Annotated in this window: 13 protein-coding genes; 1 reads left to right on the top strand and 12 read right to left on the bottom strand. The window is 43.8% G+C overall.

What is annotated here, in order from left to right; all coding sequences use genetic code 11:
- Positions 1 to 127 precede the first annotated feature (127 nt).
- On the top strand, positions 128 to 1,126 hold the full coding sequence (locus tag MHO82_RS17230) for a substrate-binding domain-containing protein (protein ID WP_239185720.1): 999 nt from the start codon (positions 128 to 130) through the stop codon (positions 1,124 to 1,126).
- A gap of 307 nt (positions 1,127 to 1,433) precedes the next feature.
- Here the strand turns inward: MHO82_RS17230 and MHO82_RS17225 are convergent, their stop codons facing one another.
- From MHO82_RS17225 to pepB (MHO82_RS17170), 12 genes are all read right to left on the bottom strand, one after another.
- Positions 1,434 to 2,312, bottom strand: a complete 879-nt coding sequence (locus MHO82_RS17225; RefSeq protein WP_239185718.1) for an alanyl-tRNA editing protein — start codon at positions 2,310 to 2,312, stop codon at positions 1,434 to 1,436.
- 66 nt (positions 2,313 to 2,378) lie between these two features.
- Positions 2,379 to 3,872 carry a ribosome biogenesis GTPase Der gene (gene der / locus MHO82_RS17220; protein ID WP_239185716.1) on the bottom strand — a complete coding sequence of 498 codons (1,494 nt, stop codon included), beginning with the start codon at positions 3,870 to 3,872 and terminating at the stop codon, positions 2,379 to 2,381.
- 160 nt (positions 3,873 to 4,032) lie between these two features.
- The gene (gene bamB, locus MHO82_RS17215; protein WP_239185714.1) at positions 4,033 to 5,190 is read right to left on the bottom strand and encodes an outer membrane protein assembly factor BamB; all 1,158 of its coding nucleotides are present in this window, start codon (positions 5,188 to 5,190) and stop codon (positions 4,033 to 4,035) included.
- Between the two features lie 12 nt (positions 5,191 to 5,202).
- On the bottom strand, positions 5,203 to 5,814 hold the full coding sequence (locus MHO82_RS17210; RefSeq protein ID WP_239185712.1) for a tetratricopeptide repeat protein: 612 nt from the start codon (positions 5,812 to 5,814) through the stop codon (positions 5,203 to 5,205).
- A gap of 13 nt (positions 5,815 to 5,827) precedes the next feature.
- Positions 5,828 to 7,096, bottom strand: a complete 1,269-nt coding sequence (hisS, locus tag MHO82_RS17205) for a histidine--tRNA ligase (RefSeq protein WP_239185710.1) — start codon at positions 7,094 to 7,096, stop codon at positions 5,828 to 5,830.
- A 62-nt stretch (positions 7,097 to 7,158) separates the two neighbouring features.
- Positions 7,159 to 8,277, bottom strand: a complete 1,119-nt coding sequence (ispG, locus tag MHO82_RS17200; RefSeq protein WP_239185708.1) for a flavodoxin-dependent (E)-4-hydroxy-3-methylbut-2-enyl-diphosphate synthase — start codon at positions 8,275 to 8,277, stop codon at positions 7,159 to 7,161.
- 12 nt (positions 8,278 to 8,289) lie between these two features.
- On the bottom strand, positions 8,290 to 9,312 hold the full coding sequence (rodZ, locus tag MHO82_RS17195; protein ID WP_239185706.1) for a cytoskeleton protein RodZ: 1,023 nt from the start codon (positions 9,310 to 9,312) through the stop codon (positions 8,290 to 8,292).
- Positions 9,242 to 9,997, bottom strand: a complete 756-nt coding sequence (pilW, locus tag MHO82_RS17190) for a type IV pilus biogenesis/stability protein PilW (RefSeq protein WP_239185704.1) — start codon at positions 9,995 to 9,997, stop codon at positions 9,242 to 9,244. Before pilW ends, rodZ begins: the two co-directional genes overlap by 71 nt.
- A gap of 25 nt (positions 9,998 to 10,022) precedes the next feature.
- Positions 10,023 to 11,141: a bifunctional tRNA (adenosine(37)-C2)-methyltransferase TrmG/ribosomal RNA large subunit methyltransferase RlmN gene (locus MHO82_RS17185; RefSeq protein WP_239185788.1), complete on the bottom strand. Its 1,119-nt coding sequence runs from the start codon at positions 11,139 to 11,141 to the stop codon at positions 10,023 to 10,025.
- Positions 11,142 to 11,334: 193 nt separating this feature from the next.
- The gene (gene ndk, locus MHO82_RS17180) at positions 11,335 to 11,763 is read right to left on the bottom strand and encodes a nucleoside-diphosphate kinase (RefSeq protein WP_239185702.1); all 429 of its coding nucleotides are present in this window, start codon (positions 11,761 to 11,763) and stop codon (positions 11,335 to 11,337) included.
- 81 nt (positions 11,764 to 11,844) lie between these two features.
- Positions 11,845 to 13,140, bottom strand: a complete 1,296-nt coding sequence (pepB, locus tag MHO82_RS17175) for an aminopeptidase PepB (RefSeq protein WP_239185700.1) — start codon at positions 13,138 to 13,140, stop codon at positions 11,845 to 11,847.
- A gap of 3 nt (positions 13,141 to 13,143) precedes the next feature.
- Positions 13,144 to 14,436, bottom strand: a complete 1,293-nt coding sequence (pepB, locus tag MHO82_RS17170; RefSeq protein WP_239185698.1) for an aminopeptidase PepB — start codon at positions 14,434 to 14,436, stop codon at positions 13,144 to 13,146.
- Positions 14,437 to 14,600: the final 164 nt, after the last annotated feature.

The following is a 14,600-nucleotide window of genomic DNA, read 5'->3' as shown; positions in this document are numbered from 1 at the left end:
CACATATAAACCCAAACCAACAGTAAGCAACTGGATGTTATGAAATTACTATCACCATGACCAATAATTACCCTACAATACGCTAAGTTGCTTCAAAGCGTAATTATAGGTAAAGGAATTCATATTTATGATCAATGATGTATGCGGGACTGCTCACGAATCAAACACAACAATATCTCGATCGATCAACAAATCTCCCCCAATCACGTTAAAAACCGTCAGCACTGTTCATCCAACAATATTTGATCTTAGCCAAGCACCAAGTCACTTACCGCAAACCATCACCGCTAACGCAAGCAACTGTATAGGCTTAATCATTTCCCATTTTCATGGAGAGTACTTCAATACTTTAATAGAGGTGGCAACGAGTACCGTTGAAGCTGCTGGGAAAAAGCTATTAATTGTCAATGGGGGAAATAATGCAGAACAAGAAGAAGAAGCCATCAATCAGCTAGTAAGCTGTAATGTTGATGCAATTACCCTCTACACCCGAAGCATAGCAAGCAGACGAATCGCAACACTAATCGACTCTCTACCTGTTCCACTGATCGTAATGAATCAAAAAGTCGCCAGCCATCCTAACCACACCATTGCATTTGATCATTACCAAGCCGCTTACGGAGTCGTTGAAAAGTTAATTCAGTTAAAACACACCAATATTGCGTGTATTGCAGGCCCAGAAAAGTCATCAACTGCAAGTACTCGCTTAAAAGGCTACCATCAAGCCTTAATCGATCATGGGATTAAAAATAGTTTTGTCGTGCATGGGAACTTCTCTATTGGCAGTGGTTATGATGCTACTAGCCAGCTATTAATCGAGAATCCATCTATCTCCGCTATTTTTGCATGTAATGACAGTATGGCACGCGGCGCCATGAGAGCTTTGGCTGAACTACACCGCCCTATTCCTAGCTCGGTATCTCTATATGGATTTAATGATGATCCTGCTAATGAATTTAGCATCCCAAGATTAAGCTCCGTTGCGCTGCCCATTGATACAATGGCAAAGCAAACAATGCAGCAAGCCCTTAATCTTGCCAATCGAGTAAAAACAGCTCCTATGCCACTATTGCAAGGGAAGTTGATGGATCGAGAGTCCATTGATCAATACAAAAAGGCCATTTGATCAGCGATCTTACTCCAGAAGCATATTTATATATTCACACCTCGAAAGCATAAGTTACATATCCTGTTTTTCAATTTAATCCGATATAATAATCCGGATTAAATTGAAATAATCGCCAGATCTAGAATATTACAAAACAAATAATTGCCCATGAGCGGTTAAATATACATCAAAAAAAGCCTTTAAATGCGTGATTTATGCAAAGATCCTTCCTTTCATCGTTCCGGTTTATTTCAGCAATATTATTGGCTATTTTACAACCAATGATCCTCGCTGTACGATCATGCTTCCAACATTGATCTTTTTGTCACTGCTTTATTGATGTTGTGATCATCTTAATATGCTGTTCGTCTTGAAGAACAAGTTCGATGGTAATGACTGAAAATTCTGTCAATGATGCACTATGAGTACCCCCACATGGCATTTCTACAATTCCTTCTTCGCCTAAATCACATACCCAGTAACGAGAATCTGTAAGTAGTGGGCCTTTACAATCTATAGTAATGTCACTGCCTAACGCTAGCCATTGTGTAAGCTGCTCATTAACTAGCCCTGTTATCTGATCTAAGTCTTCCAGCATGTTCGCGCTGTTTAAGCCTCGTTTACGTAACGTTTTACCTAGCCGATAAGTGTCCGTACAGCAATCTTCAGTGACAAAACTGGTTTCTTGAGCATAACTATTAAAATCATAATGCTTTAACTCATCGAGGCGATCTGCCTGTTTACGCCAATAATTAGCATGAAGCACTTTATTAAGCGCAAGAGAAGCCAAATGCCCTGCACTGTGGCCACGGCTTAGCGCTTCTTGGTACTGCCTATCAACATGAAGAGTGACATGCTCATTCACATCTAGTGTTAACTCTGTATCTAACTGATGGACAACCACAAATACCCAGCCGGCTTCTCCACGTTTTACTGGGATCTCTTTGTCCACAAATAACGTATTAGTCGAAAGCTCAACAGCCCCAGTTAAGCAATCCACAACAGGGATTGTATGTGGACCATATTCTACATACCCTTTATCTGCTGGATGGTCAGGCCAAATATGGCTAACAGGATGAAAAGGGGTAGATTCAGTAACTAACCACTGATTACCTTTTGGCGTTGTCTTACACATTTGAACTTGGGCTTGGTGCTGCCAAGTTTGATGACAAAATAAAATTTGGGTTGCACTAACAGGTGTCATAAAACGTCCTACTTACAGATAAAAAAAGAGCGCCCTACTTGAGGCGCTCATTTCATGTATTATTCGTTATTTCTTGCGGCCTTTCACCACATTCATCATGCGCTTACGTTTACGCTCTTGAGATAGAGTCAGCTTATTTGATCTATCTTCAAATGGGTTACCACTGCTTTGGAACTGAATACGAATCGGTGTACCCATCACTTCCAATGCATTACGGTAGTAGTTCATTAGATAACGCTTATACGATGATGGCAGCTCATGTACTTGGTTACCATGGATAACAACGATAGGCGGGTTGTAACCACCAGCATGCGCGTATTTTAATTTCACACGGCGACCACGGATTAGCGGTGGTTGGTGATCATCTTGCGCCATTTGCATGATACGAGTCAGAACAGACGTACCGACACGTTTCGTTGCAGATGTATATGCTTCTTGTACTGACTCGAATAAGTGACCAACACCTGTACCGTGCAGAGCAGAAATAAAGTGCACACGAGCAAAATCCACAAAGCCTAAGCGGCGGTCCAGCTCAGACTTCACACGATCTTTCACTTCTGAATCCAAACCGTCCCACTTATTAATCGCAATCACTAATGAACGGCCTGCATTCAATGTAAAGCCTAATAAGCTCAAGTCCTGATCCGAAATGTTTTCACGCGCATCGATCACCAATAGAACAACGTTAGCATCTTCAATCGCTTTCAGTGTTTTGATCACTGAGAATTTTTCTACCGTTTCATTAATACGCTTACGACGACGAACACCAGCCGTATCAATCAACACATACTCACGACCATCACGCTCCATCGGAATGTAGATAGAATCGCGAGTAGTACCTGGCATATCGTAAACAACCACACGCTCTTCACCAAGAATACGATTTGTCAGAGTCGATTTACCCACATTCGGGCGGCCAATAATCGCCATTTTAATCGGCTGATCTTGCAGACGCTTAAATTCAGCTTCCGCGTCTTCTTCCGTTAGCTCTACGCTTTCTTCTTCTTCGTCTTCAAAGCCTGTAAGATCGGTCATCTCACCTTCTTCGCTCATCTCTTCTTTTAAAGATTCAGCGAATGGCGCAAGCGCCAAATCAATCAAAGCACTTACACCACGGCCATGTGCCGCTGCAATTTGGTACATGTTGTCCATACCCAACTGCCAGAACTCTGCGCTGGCGGCATCTGGGTCGACACCATCCACTTTATTCACAGCTAAAAAGGTTGGCTTTTCACGAGATCGTAGGTGATTAGCAATGGCTTCATCCGATACTGTTAGACCAGCACGGCCATCAACCATGAACAGGACCACATCAGCTTCTTCGATTGCTGCTAGTGATTGTTCTGCCATTTTTGTTTCAACACCAGCTTCGGTACCATCGATACCACCGGTGTCAATAACAATAAAATCATGCTCGCCTAAATGGGCTTTACCGTATTTACGATCCCGCGTTAGGCCAGGAAAATCAGCAACTAGCGCATCCCTTGTGCGAGTTAGACGGTTAAATAACGTCGATTTACCCACATTAGGGCGCCCAACAAGGGCAACAACAGGAATCATATCTACCTCTTTCTATTTAAATACTATCTATATAGTTATAGGTAACAATACTCGCGCAGCAAGCCTCTGTTACCTATAACGACAATTCACTTTTACCTAATAATAACGGCTCCTGACTGAAAAACAGCCAGGAGCCGATATAGGATTATAACATGAGATGTTATTGGATCTTCATTTTCTTTACGAGACCATCACGAGTTACCACCACGAAGCTGCCATCAACTTCAATGGGTGATACTGCGAAGCCACTTTCATCGAACTGCTGTTGGGCAACAAACGCACCTGTACTGCGATCGATCCAATATAAATATCCTTCGCTATCACCCGTCACTAAGTAGTTACCGATGATGGTAGGCGCACTTAATAAACGATGCTCAAGTGAGGTATTTTTCCACACTTCAGTCCCGCTACGCGCATCCACGGCAACAAGATGATCTTTATCAGTCACTAAAAACAAACGGCTGCTATCAGTAGTAAAGTCCGTTGCCGATGAATAGTTACGTTTCCAAGCTGGTTGACCTGTACGCAACTCAACAGCAATTAGCTGACCGTTATAACCTAACGTAAATAAACGGCTACCTAGCACTACTGGGCTCGCATCTACATCCACTAGACGATCAATTTCAGTGGCACCTTTTGGCGTACCAACAGGTTGTTGCCACAATAATTGCCCTTTAGAAATTAATGCCGCTGCCAAACGGCCATTCGCCATTCCCCAGAAAACACCACCAGATGTACTCACTGGGGTACTGTCTCCGCGTAATGTTAGGTTCGGCACTTCACTGCTAATCTGCCAACGCTCTTCTCCAGAGTCAGCATCAAAAGCCATTAACACACCGCGACTGCTGTGCACCATAACCATGCCTTCATCTGCTAATGGACTTGAAAGAATCTCACCATCAACACGGCTACGCCAACTCACCTCACCAGTTTCAGCATCTAAGGCAATTAACTCACCATTTTCTGAACCGATAAAGGCTTTGCCATAAGAGAGTGTGATCCCACCAGAAAGTCGAGCTGAGACATCTGTTTCTAAATCAATAGACCACACACTTTTCCCTGTTTCAGGGTTTAGTGCTTTCACCAAGCCATTACGGCTAGCAAGGTAAACTTTATCATAACCATAAGCAGGCTTAAGCTTAGAGAAATAGTACTCTACGCCATCACCAATTGTGCTAGACCATTCCGCTTTAGGCGTAAACTGGCTTTCTACAACAGGTACTGGAGCCATTACAATGGTATCCTCCTCGCTAGCACAGCCAGCGAGAAGAGAAAAAGTCAGGCCATAAGCTAACGCTTTTTTAACCGCCTTTCTCATATTACATCAACCTTACTTAGCTAAGTCGTCAAGCTTCATTTGAAGAGCTGGACTTTCGCCAAGCTGTTGAGCTTCGGTATAAGCAGTACGTGCTGCTTCAGCATCACCGCTACGAAGTGCAATGTCACCACGAAGTTCTGCAACACGAGCTTTCCAACTTTCTGACGTTACATTTTTTAGCTCAGCTAGCGCCTGATCATATTGACCTTGCTCTGCCAAAATTCGTGCAATACGTGTTGTTGCTAATGGCAAAATAGCATCGTCTTTTGTATTTGCGGCAGCCCAACGAAGCTGAGTTAACGCTTCGTCTAGCTTATTGGCTTCAACTTGAACTTTTGCTAACTGCAACGCAGCAAGAACCGCGTATTGGTTATCTTTATGTGCATCAATAAAAGTTTGAGTTTGTGCAATAGCATCGTCACCACCAGCTTCAAGCACACTAAGTACTTTACCATAAGCATCAGAAGCCGCTTCTTTTGAAGCCACTAATTCTGCTTGATAGTAACGCCAGCCCCAAAGGCCACCTAAACCTAATACTGCACCAAGAACAACTGCTTTTCCGTTTTCTTTCCACCAGCGTTTTATCGCATCAACTTGTTGTTCTTCGGTTTCGTAGACTTCCACTTCCTGTCCTCTCTTAAATCAATTCAGCCAGCTTAGCGGCAACCTCAGCCTGAGGTAATGTTTGTTGTTCGCCACCACGCAAATCTTTAATCGCAACGGTATTATCAGCAACTTCAGTTTCACCAAGAATCAAGGCAATTGCTGCACCGACTTTATCTGCACGTTTAAACTGCTTCTTAAAGTTACCGCCACCGAAGTGACTCATGACTCTCAGGCCTGGAACTTGCTCACGCAATTGTTCAGCTAGCTTCATGCCCGCCATCAATGTGCCTTCGCCAGCAGTAACCATGTAAACGTCTACCGGACGACGAACATCGGTCAACTCTAATGTCTCCATTAGTAGAACCAAACGCTCTAATCCCATAGCAAAGCCAACCGCAGGGGTCGCTTTACCACCTAACTGCTCAACCAAACCGTCATAGCGACCACCGCCACAAACAGTACCTTGAGCACCTAAGCTTTCCGTAATCCATTCAAATACAGTGCGGTTATAGTAATCTAAACCACGAACCAAACGTTCATTTACCTGGTATTCGATGCCTGCAGCGTCTAGTAGTTCACATAAACCTGCAAAATGTTCTTTAGAATCTTCATCCAAGTATTCTGATAACTTAGGAGCGTCACCCAAAATAGCTTGAACATCTGGGTTTTTGGTATCCAAAACGCGCATTGGGTTTGTGTGCATGCGACGCTTACAATCTTCATCTAACACGTCTAAGTGCTGCTCTAAGAAAGCAACCAGTGCAGTACGGTAGTTTGCACGTGCTTCTAAAGAACCAATCGAATTCAGCTCTAAACGCACGTGTTTATCAATACCTAATTCACGCCATAAACGTGCCGTCATCATGATAAGCTCAGCATCAACATCTGGGCCATTTAGGCCAAAGACCTCAACACCCACTTGGTGGAACTGACGGTAACGGCCTTTTTGTGGGCGCTCATGGCGGAACATTGGACCCATGTACCAAAGACGCTGCTCTTGGTTGTACAATAGGCCATTTTCAATACCAGCACGAACACAGCCTGCTGTCCCTTCTGGACGCAGTGTTAAGCTGTCGCCATTGCGGTCGTCAAACGTGTACATCTCTTTCTCAACCACGTCTGTCACTTCACCAATTGCACGCTTAAATAAATGCGTACTTTCAACGATAGGCATACGCACTTCACTGTAACCATAAGCGCTAATTACATTTTTAATGCTGCCTTCTACTTTATGCCAAAGTGGAGAGTCAGTTGGAAGGCAGTCGTTCATGCCTCGGATTGCTTGAATTATTTTAGCCACGTTTTCTTACCAAATAAGGTTTAAATCTAAATATGAGAATTGAGTTGAATAGATCAACTCGATTAATCTAACTGTTCAACATCAATACGGTTATTTTGATCAAGCACAGATGCTTTTGCTCGGATCTTCGCTTCTAATTGTTCAATCAGATCATCGTTATCAAAACGCTCTTTCTGACGTTTACCATCATCGTAAAAAGCGCTTTTCTTATTACTGCCCGCAACACCAAGATGAGAAACTTCCGCTTCACCTGGGCCATTTACCACACAGCCTATAATGGAAACATCCATCGGAGTGATCAAGTCTTCTAGGCGCTGCTCTAATTCGTTTACGGTACCAATAACATCAAACTCTTGACGGGAACACGTTGGGCACGCAATAAAATTCACGCCACGAGAGCGAATACGCAGTGATTTAAGAATATCAAAACCAACTTTGATTTCTTCTACCGGATCCGCCGCTAATGAAATACGTAAAGTATCACCAATACCTTCAGATAGCAGCATTCCCAAACCAACCGCAGACTTCACAGAGCCAGCACGCGCACCACCCGCTTCCGTAATACCAAGATGAAGAGGTTGATCAATTTCTTTTGCTAATAAACGGTATGAATCCACCGCGAGAAACACATCAGACGCTTTTACACTGACTTTAAACTTATCGAAATTTAATCGGTCGAGAATATCTACGTGGCGCATGGCCGATTCTAATAACGCTTCTGCTGTTGGCTCTTTGTATTTCTGTTGAATGTCTTTCTCTAGAGAACCACCATTCACACCAATACGAATTGGAATGTCGTAATCACGGGCACAATCAACCACAGAACGAATACGAGATTCATTACCGATATTACCTGGGTTAATGCGTAAACAATCCACACCGTACTCAGCCACTTTTAGCGCAATACGGTAATCAAAGTGAATATCGGCAACTAAAGGGGTAGAGACTTGCTTCTTAATTTCTTTAAACGCTTCTGCTGCATCCATAGTTGGAACAGAAACTCGCACAATATCAGCACCAACATTTTCCAACGATTTGATCTGAGCAACCGTTGCTGCAATGTCAGTGGTCCGCGTATTCGTCATCGACTGAACAGCGATTGGAGCCCCATCACCGATAGGCACATCGCCAACATAAATTCGAGTCGATTTACGGCGTATAATTGGAGATTCGTTATGCATTGTGGGTACTCGTTATTGTGGTAATGTCAATTTTGCTACTTTACCTGATGAGAACTTAGAAAGATCCACCGGTTTCCCCTGATATGTTAACTCAACTACCGCAGGAGCACCTAACACGAGTTTGTAAGGAGCTTTACCTGTTAACGTTAACGTATCACCTGATTTTTTGACGCCTGTTGCTAAACGCTTGCCTGTCGCATCACGTACATCAATCCAGCAGTCACCTGCAAACGACAAAGAGAGCGTATCTTCAATTACAGGCTCTTTGACTTCAGGCTCAGACACGGGCTCTTTTGCCGTTGAAGCAACGTCAGTCACTTCTGGCGTAGCATCAGTGTTATTTTCAGTTATCGTTGTAGTTTGAGTAACGTCTTTTTCTGAAGATACCGGAGGGAGCCCTTCTTCTGCGACTGTAGTCGTAGCAGTTTCACCATTTAGTGGCTCCGTACTTTCCACAGACGGGGTTACTTCAACTTCCGTTACCACAGGGCTCTCAACCACCGCTGGCGCTTCTGAAACCACAGGAGCAGTTGGCTCCACTTCCGTCAGAAAGGTATCTGGCTGCTGGTTCTGATACCACCATAATGCGGTGATACCAGCGATTGCCGCAAAAATAACCCACGTTAATTTCATGATGCGGTTATCATGTTTATCACGCTTTGTTTTACGTGAGAAACTTTGCATAGCCATTTCACCATGCTGAGCTTCACCTAAATGATCCAATGCGTGTAATACTTCTTCTGCATCTAAACCAACAAGGCGGGCATAAGATCGCAAATAGCCACGGGTAAAGGTGGCTACGGTTTCATTATCAAAGTGATTATTTTCGATTCGTTCAATGACAGTGATGCGTAAACGTAATCGGTTGGCAACATCTTGTTGTGAGTAACCCAACTTAGTTCGAGCTTGTGCCAGCATATCGCCAGGCAGAGCATGAGTTACTTCTGTTTGTTCTGCATTTTTATCAATAGTCATTGGCCAGATATTGTTGATATTGTATTGAGCTTGGGTATTGCTCAGCCAGTACATCACCATAGCGAGAAACCAAATGGCTGTTTTTCGCCTCAGCTTCCAATTTAATCAGTAATCCTAGACTGGCTGGTTTATACCCATACTTCTTATGAAATTTTAACAGCATGATCCTTGCTTCATTCAGCTCCATATCATCAATTTTTAATTTTGCTAATTGAAGGATGGAGCGAGCCCGAGAAGGATCGTGAGCAATCGAACGTTCAAAATATTGCTTCGCTGTTGCGTTATCTCCACTACTGAGCGAGCACATGGCCGCATTTTCATAACTAGCAGAGACTAAGTAATAATAGGGTTGCTCAATCGCTTTGCTAAACGCTTGTTGCGCTTCACCATAGCGAGCGTGCTTACATAAAAAAACACCGTAATTATTTAATACATTACCATTATTTGGCGATGAACGAAGTGCTTTTTTATATGAGCTTTCAGCAAGTTCATTTTCACCAACTTGCTGATAGTAGTATGCAATGGATATTTGTGAGCGATAATAGTCTGGAGCATGCTGAACGGCAAGTTCGAGGTTTTCCCGTGCTTTTTGCCTATCTCCTGCCTCCATATAGCCTAAACCTAATGAAATACGAGCTTCGGCTGCCTCTATGTTATCAAACTCCCTTGCATTTTGCTCAGAAGTTACTGCAGCACATCCAGACAGCAATATTAATAATAAAACAGTCTTACCCCATTGAACCATCGCTCACCCACACATAAGTTAACGTCTAGACTGCTTTAACAGGAATAGGTTCCCCTTGCAGCTTCATTTTTGTGCGTTTCGTACGGTCAATAACATCACCAACAAGCTGGCCACAAGCGGCATCAATGTCATCACCACGCGTTTTACGCACCGTTACCGTGTATTCGTATTCCATCAACGTTTTCATGAAACGATCAATACGAGAATTACTCGGTTTCTTATATGGTGACCCAGGGTATGGGTTAAATGGAATTAAATTAATTTTAGCTGGCGTATCTTTTAATAACTCTGCGAGCTGTCTTGCATGATCCATATCGTCATTCACGTGATCAAGCAAAATGTATTCAACGGTTACACGGCCACGGTTAGCATTTGAAGACGCAATGTAGCGACGAACCGAGGCTAGGAAATCTTGAATATCCCAGCGATCGTTAATCGGCATGATCTGGCTACGCAGCTCATCATTTGGAGCATGCAAAGAAATCGCTAAAGCAACATCAATGTTACCCGTCATTTGATCTAAGCCCGATACAACACCGGATGTCGATACGGTGACACGACGCTTCGATAAACCAAAACCCAAATCATCTAGCATGATCTCTAATGCTGGCAGTAGGTTTTTCATGTTCAGTAGTGGCTCACCCATTCCCATCAATACGATGTTGGTGATTGGACGACGACCTGTTTCTTTTTCAATACCAATTTCACGGGCAGCACGCCACACCTGGCCAATGATCTCAGACACTTTTAAGTTACGGTTAAAGCCTTGCTGAGCCGTTGAACAGAATTTACAGTCGAGCGCACAACCCACTTGAGAAGAGATACATAAAGTCGCACGATCCCCTTCTGGAATGTATACCGTTTCTACGTCCTGATCACCCACACTCATGGCCCACTTAATGGTACCGTCTGCTGAGTGTTGAGCAAAAGAAACTTCAGGTGCTTTGATTTCTGCACGAGCTTTTAACTTTTCACGCAGCTTTTTGTTCAAGTTATTCATTTGATCAAAGTCATCACAACCAAAGTGGTACATCCACTTCATCAATTGATCAGCACGAAATGCTTTTTCACCAAGTTCTTCGGCAAAATATGCGCGTAGACCTTTACGATCAAAATCAAGCAGATTGGTTTTCACTGTTGTCATCATTGCCTCTCTGATAAATGACGTTCTGCGTCGCTATGTGTATAGCAAAATTCAAGGCGCAGAATTGTACAGCCTTTATCCAATACTTTCCACTGATAGAAAATAGGGATTCTCAAACAATATTCTCCGTTAAGTGTAGATACAAAAAAGGGAAGCCTAAGCTCCCCTAAATTAAGCATTGATATTATTGGACTTAGCTGCGTGGGCAGATTTCATCTTCCGCAAAGAAGTACGCCACTTCACGTGCAGCGGATTCTGGGCTATCTGAGCCATGAACCGAGTTATGACGCATGCTTAGTGCGTAATCGGCACGTAATGTGCCACATGCTGCTTCTTCTGGGTTTGTTTTTCCCATTAGCTCACGGTAACGAACAATGGCATTTTCACCTTCAAGCACCTGAACCATAATCGGGCCAGATGTCATAAATTCCACTAACGGGCCAAAAAACTCTTTGCCTTCGTGCTCTGCATAAAAGCCTTTTGCTTGCTCTTCCGTTAGATGCAACATCTTAGCAGCGACGATTTTCATGCCTGCTTTTTCAATACGGCGGTAAATGGCACCTACAAGGTCTCGTTCTACAGCATCTGGCTTCACAATAGAAAATGTACGTTCAATTGCCATGTCGATATTCCTTTTATAATACGTTCGGATTTGATCTTATTATTATTTCCCTCTCAGATGCGCTCCGAGAGGGATTTATAATTAGCGCTGTTCTTCTAACAATAATTGAGCAATATTCGCAACACCAAGCCCTGTCGCACCTGCAGCCCAGAAACTGTTACCGCTGTCACGGAACGCAGACGCTAAGTCAATGTGTAACCAACCTTTTCCTTCGTTTGGAACAAAACGAGACAAGAAAGCCGCTGCATTTGAAGCACCACCAGCACCACCGCCTTTCACTGGGCGACTATTGGCTGTTTGAGCATACGGTGATGGGCATTTATCTTGATGCCACGGAGCAAGAGGTAATGGCCAACCTGGCTCATTCACTTGCTCGCTCACCGCTTGAGCCTTAAATAACAACTCTTTGTCTAAAGAGAATAAGGCATTGTAGTCTTCACCAACTGCCATCATTGCAGCACCTGTTAGAGTTGCCGCATCAATGATCAATGGAGCTCCTGTTTCACCTGCTGCCATCAGACCATCAGCAAGTACTAGGCGACCTTCAGCATCCGTATTAAGGATCTCAACCGTCACGCCATTTTTATACGTTAAAATATCACCTAACTTATACGCATTACCCGCAATCAGGTTTTCCGCACAACATAGGAACATTTTCACGCGCTGGTTTAAACCTTGTTCAATCGCATAACCCAGCGCTGCGGTTACGGTCGCCGCACCGCCCATGTCACACTTCATCGTCGCCATACCAGCGTTAGCTTTAATGCTGTAGCCACCTGAATCAAATGTAATGCCTTTACCCACTAAACAAGCAGAAACTGGCGCATTAGCATCGCCTGTTGGGTTAAAGTCAACTTCAAGTAACACAGGCTCACGCACACTGGCACGGCCAACACTGTGAATACCAATCCAACCTTGCTCCAGCAGCTCGTCACCAGCAACTACTTTGCTTGTCACCTTATCGCCTGCAGTTGCGGTTAGATGAGCAACAGCATCTTCAGCCAGTTTATGTGGGTACATATCTTCTGGTGCCGCGTTTGTTGCGTAACGTACCCAATTTGCGGCTTTACTGCGCGCTTCAAGTTGAGCAACGTCAACACCTTCTGCTGCGCACCAATTTACTTTCGCACGATTTAAAGTGTGCGCAAAACCACAGTAGAACGCCCATTGCGATTCAGCAGTCCAAAACTCACCGCTTAACGTCACTTCTTTAATGCCTTGACTACGTAGACGTGCACCCGCTTGCTGAATCTTACGCAATGGGAAGCTACCCGAAAAATGAACCTTGACAGCAGACTCAGCATAACTGATCAATGCATTTTCGCCCCATACACCGTCTGAAGCGTGTTCTGAAAGTAATACATTTAATACTGTCATGATTTATTTCGCCTCATCGAGAAGAATACGAGCCAGTGAACGAACACCAACACCAGTCGCACCTGGGGCCCACTTGTCGCTTGCCGCTTTACGGTAAGTCGCAGAGCAATCAAAGTGCAACCAGCCTTTTTTGTAGTCATCCACAAAATAAGATAAGAACGCAGCGGCTGTGCTTGCACCAGGAGAATATTGACCTGCGCCGATGTTAGCCATATCCGCAAAGTTAGACGGCAGCATACCACGGTGGAAATCTTCCACAGGCAATGGCCATAGACCTTCGCTTTCATTACGAGCAGCTGTTAATGCACGATGGCTCAGCTCATCATCAAAGCTCAACAGTGCGTGATAATCATTACCTAGCGCATTTTTAGCGGCACCCGTTAGTGTCGCACAATCAATAATAAGCTCTGGTTTTTGCTCATTAGCATACAATAGGCCATCAGCCAGTACTAAACGGCCTTCTGCATCGGTATTTAAAATCTCTACTGTTTTGCCGTTCTTGTAAGTAATGATGTCACCAAGCTTCAAAGCACGGCCTGAAATCATGTTTTCAGCACAACATAGGATTAATTTCACACGCTTATTCAAACCACGTAAAATCGCTAATGCTAAGCCACCTGTGATGGTACCAGAACCACCCATATCCGCTTTCATGGCATCCATGAAGCCAGAAGGCTTGATGCTGTAACCACCAGAATCAAAAGTGATGCCTTTACCCACTAAACACGCAAAGACTGGTGCGTTTTCGTCACCCGTTGGGTTGTAATCAAGCTGTAGCATAGCAGAAGTACGCTCAGAACCACGGCCGACCGCATAAATACCTTGCCAACCTTCGGTTAGTAGGTCTTTATCTTTCACCACTTTGAAGTTCACCGCTTCTGGTGCTAGTGATTTAATGAATTCACCCGCCATGGTTGCTAACTGGCGAGGTGCCACTTCTTCAGCGGTTTTGTTAATAATGTCACGAACCCAATCCGTTGCTGTAATACGGGCTAACAACTCTTTTTGATCGGCTTCATTCAATTCAACCCATTCGATTGTATTGTTATTTTTAGGGCCACGGTAGCCTTGAACGAATGCCCATACGGACTCTAGATCCCAACCTTCACCTTGAAGAGAAACAGCCTTAATACCTTGACCATCTAACTTACGAGCTGCACGTTGAATTGCACCTGATGTATGACCTTCAGTGGTATGAATACTCGCGCCTTCAGCGTCGAAAGATAATAGGGCTTTTTCACCCCATTGTGGTGCAGCTGCAGACGTCGTTAAAAAAACGGCCATTTGTTCAGACATGATGAATCTCCTTGTCAGTTCTGGTACAAAAAATTTGGCGACTCTAGAATACGTAAGACTAGATGATTAGCAACGGCTGACCGTCGTTAAGCCAAATAAATTATCTAATAGATAAAAAAAACGGACTGAATAGTCCGCTTTTTTAATGACAGTGCCGATTTTAT

The sequence above is a fragment of the Vibrio sp. Of7-15 genome (assembly GCF_022347565.1).
In the GTDB taxonomy this organism is placed as follows: domain Bacteria; phylum Pseudomonadota; class Gammaproteobacteria; order Enterobacterales; family Vibrionaceae; genus NORP241.
The sequence above is the reverse complement of the archived record's forward strand: the minus strand, read 5'-3'. Positions and strand labels throughout refer to the sequence as shown.

Coding starts and splice junctions, on each gene's coding strand:
- MHO82_RS17230 (WP_239185720.1), top strand. CDS start 128: ATGATCAATGATGTATGCGGGACTGCTCACGAATCAAACACAACAATA.
- MHO82_RS17225 (WP_239185718.1), bottom strand. CDS start 2,312: ATGACACCTGTTAGTGCAACCCAAATTTTATTTTGTCATCAAACTTGG.
- der (WP_239185716.1), bottom strand. CDS start 3,872: ATGATTCCTGTTGTTGCCCTTGTTGGGCGCCCTAATGTGGGTAAATCG.
- bamB (WP_239185714.1), bottom strand. CDS start 5,190: ATGAGAAAGGCGGTTAAAAAAGCGTTAGCTTATGGCCTGACTTTTTCT.
- ispG (WP_239185708.1), bottom strand. CDS start 8,277: ATGCATAACGAATCTCCAATTATACGCCGTAAATCGACTCGAATTTAT.
- rodZ (WP_239185706.1), bottom strand. CDS start 9,312: ATGGTGATGTACTGGCTGAGCAATACCCAAGCTCAATACAATATCAAC.
- pilW (WP_239185704.1), bottom strand. CDS start 9,997: ATGGTTCAATGGGGTAAGACTGTTTTATTATTAATATTGCTGTCTGGA.
- MHO82_RS17185 (WP_239185788.1), bottom strand. CDS start 11,141: ATGACAACAGTGAAAACCAATCTGCTTGATTTTGATCGTAAAGGTCTA.
- ndk (WP_239185702.1), bottom strand. CDS start 11,763: ATGGCAATTGAACGTACATTTTCTATTGTGAAGCCAGATGCTGTAGAA.
- pepB (WP_239185700.1), bottom strand. CDS start 13,140: ATGACAGTATTAAATGTATTACTTTCAGAACACGCTTCAGACGGTGTA.
- pepB (WP_239185698.1), bottom strand. CDS start 14,436: ATGTCTGAACAAATGGCCGTTTTTTTAACGACGTCTGCAGCTGCACCA.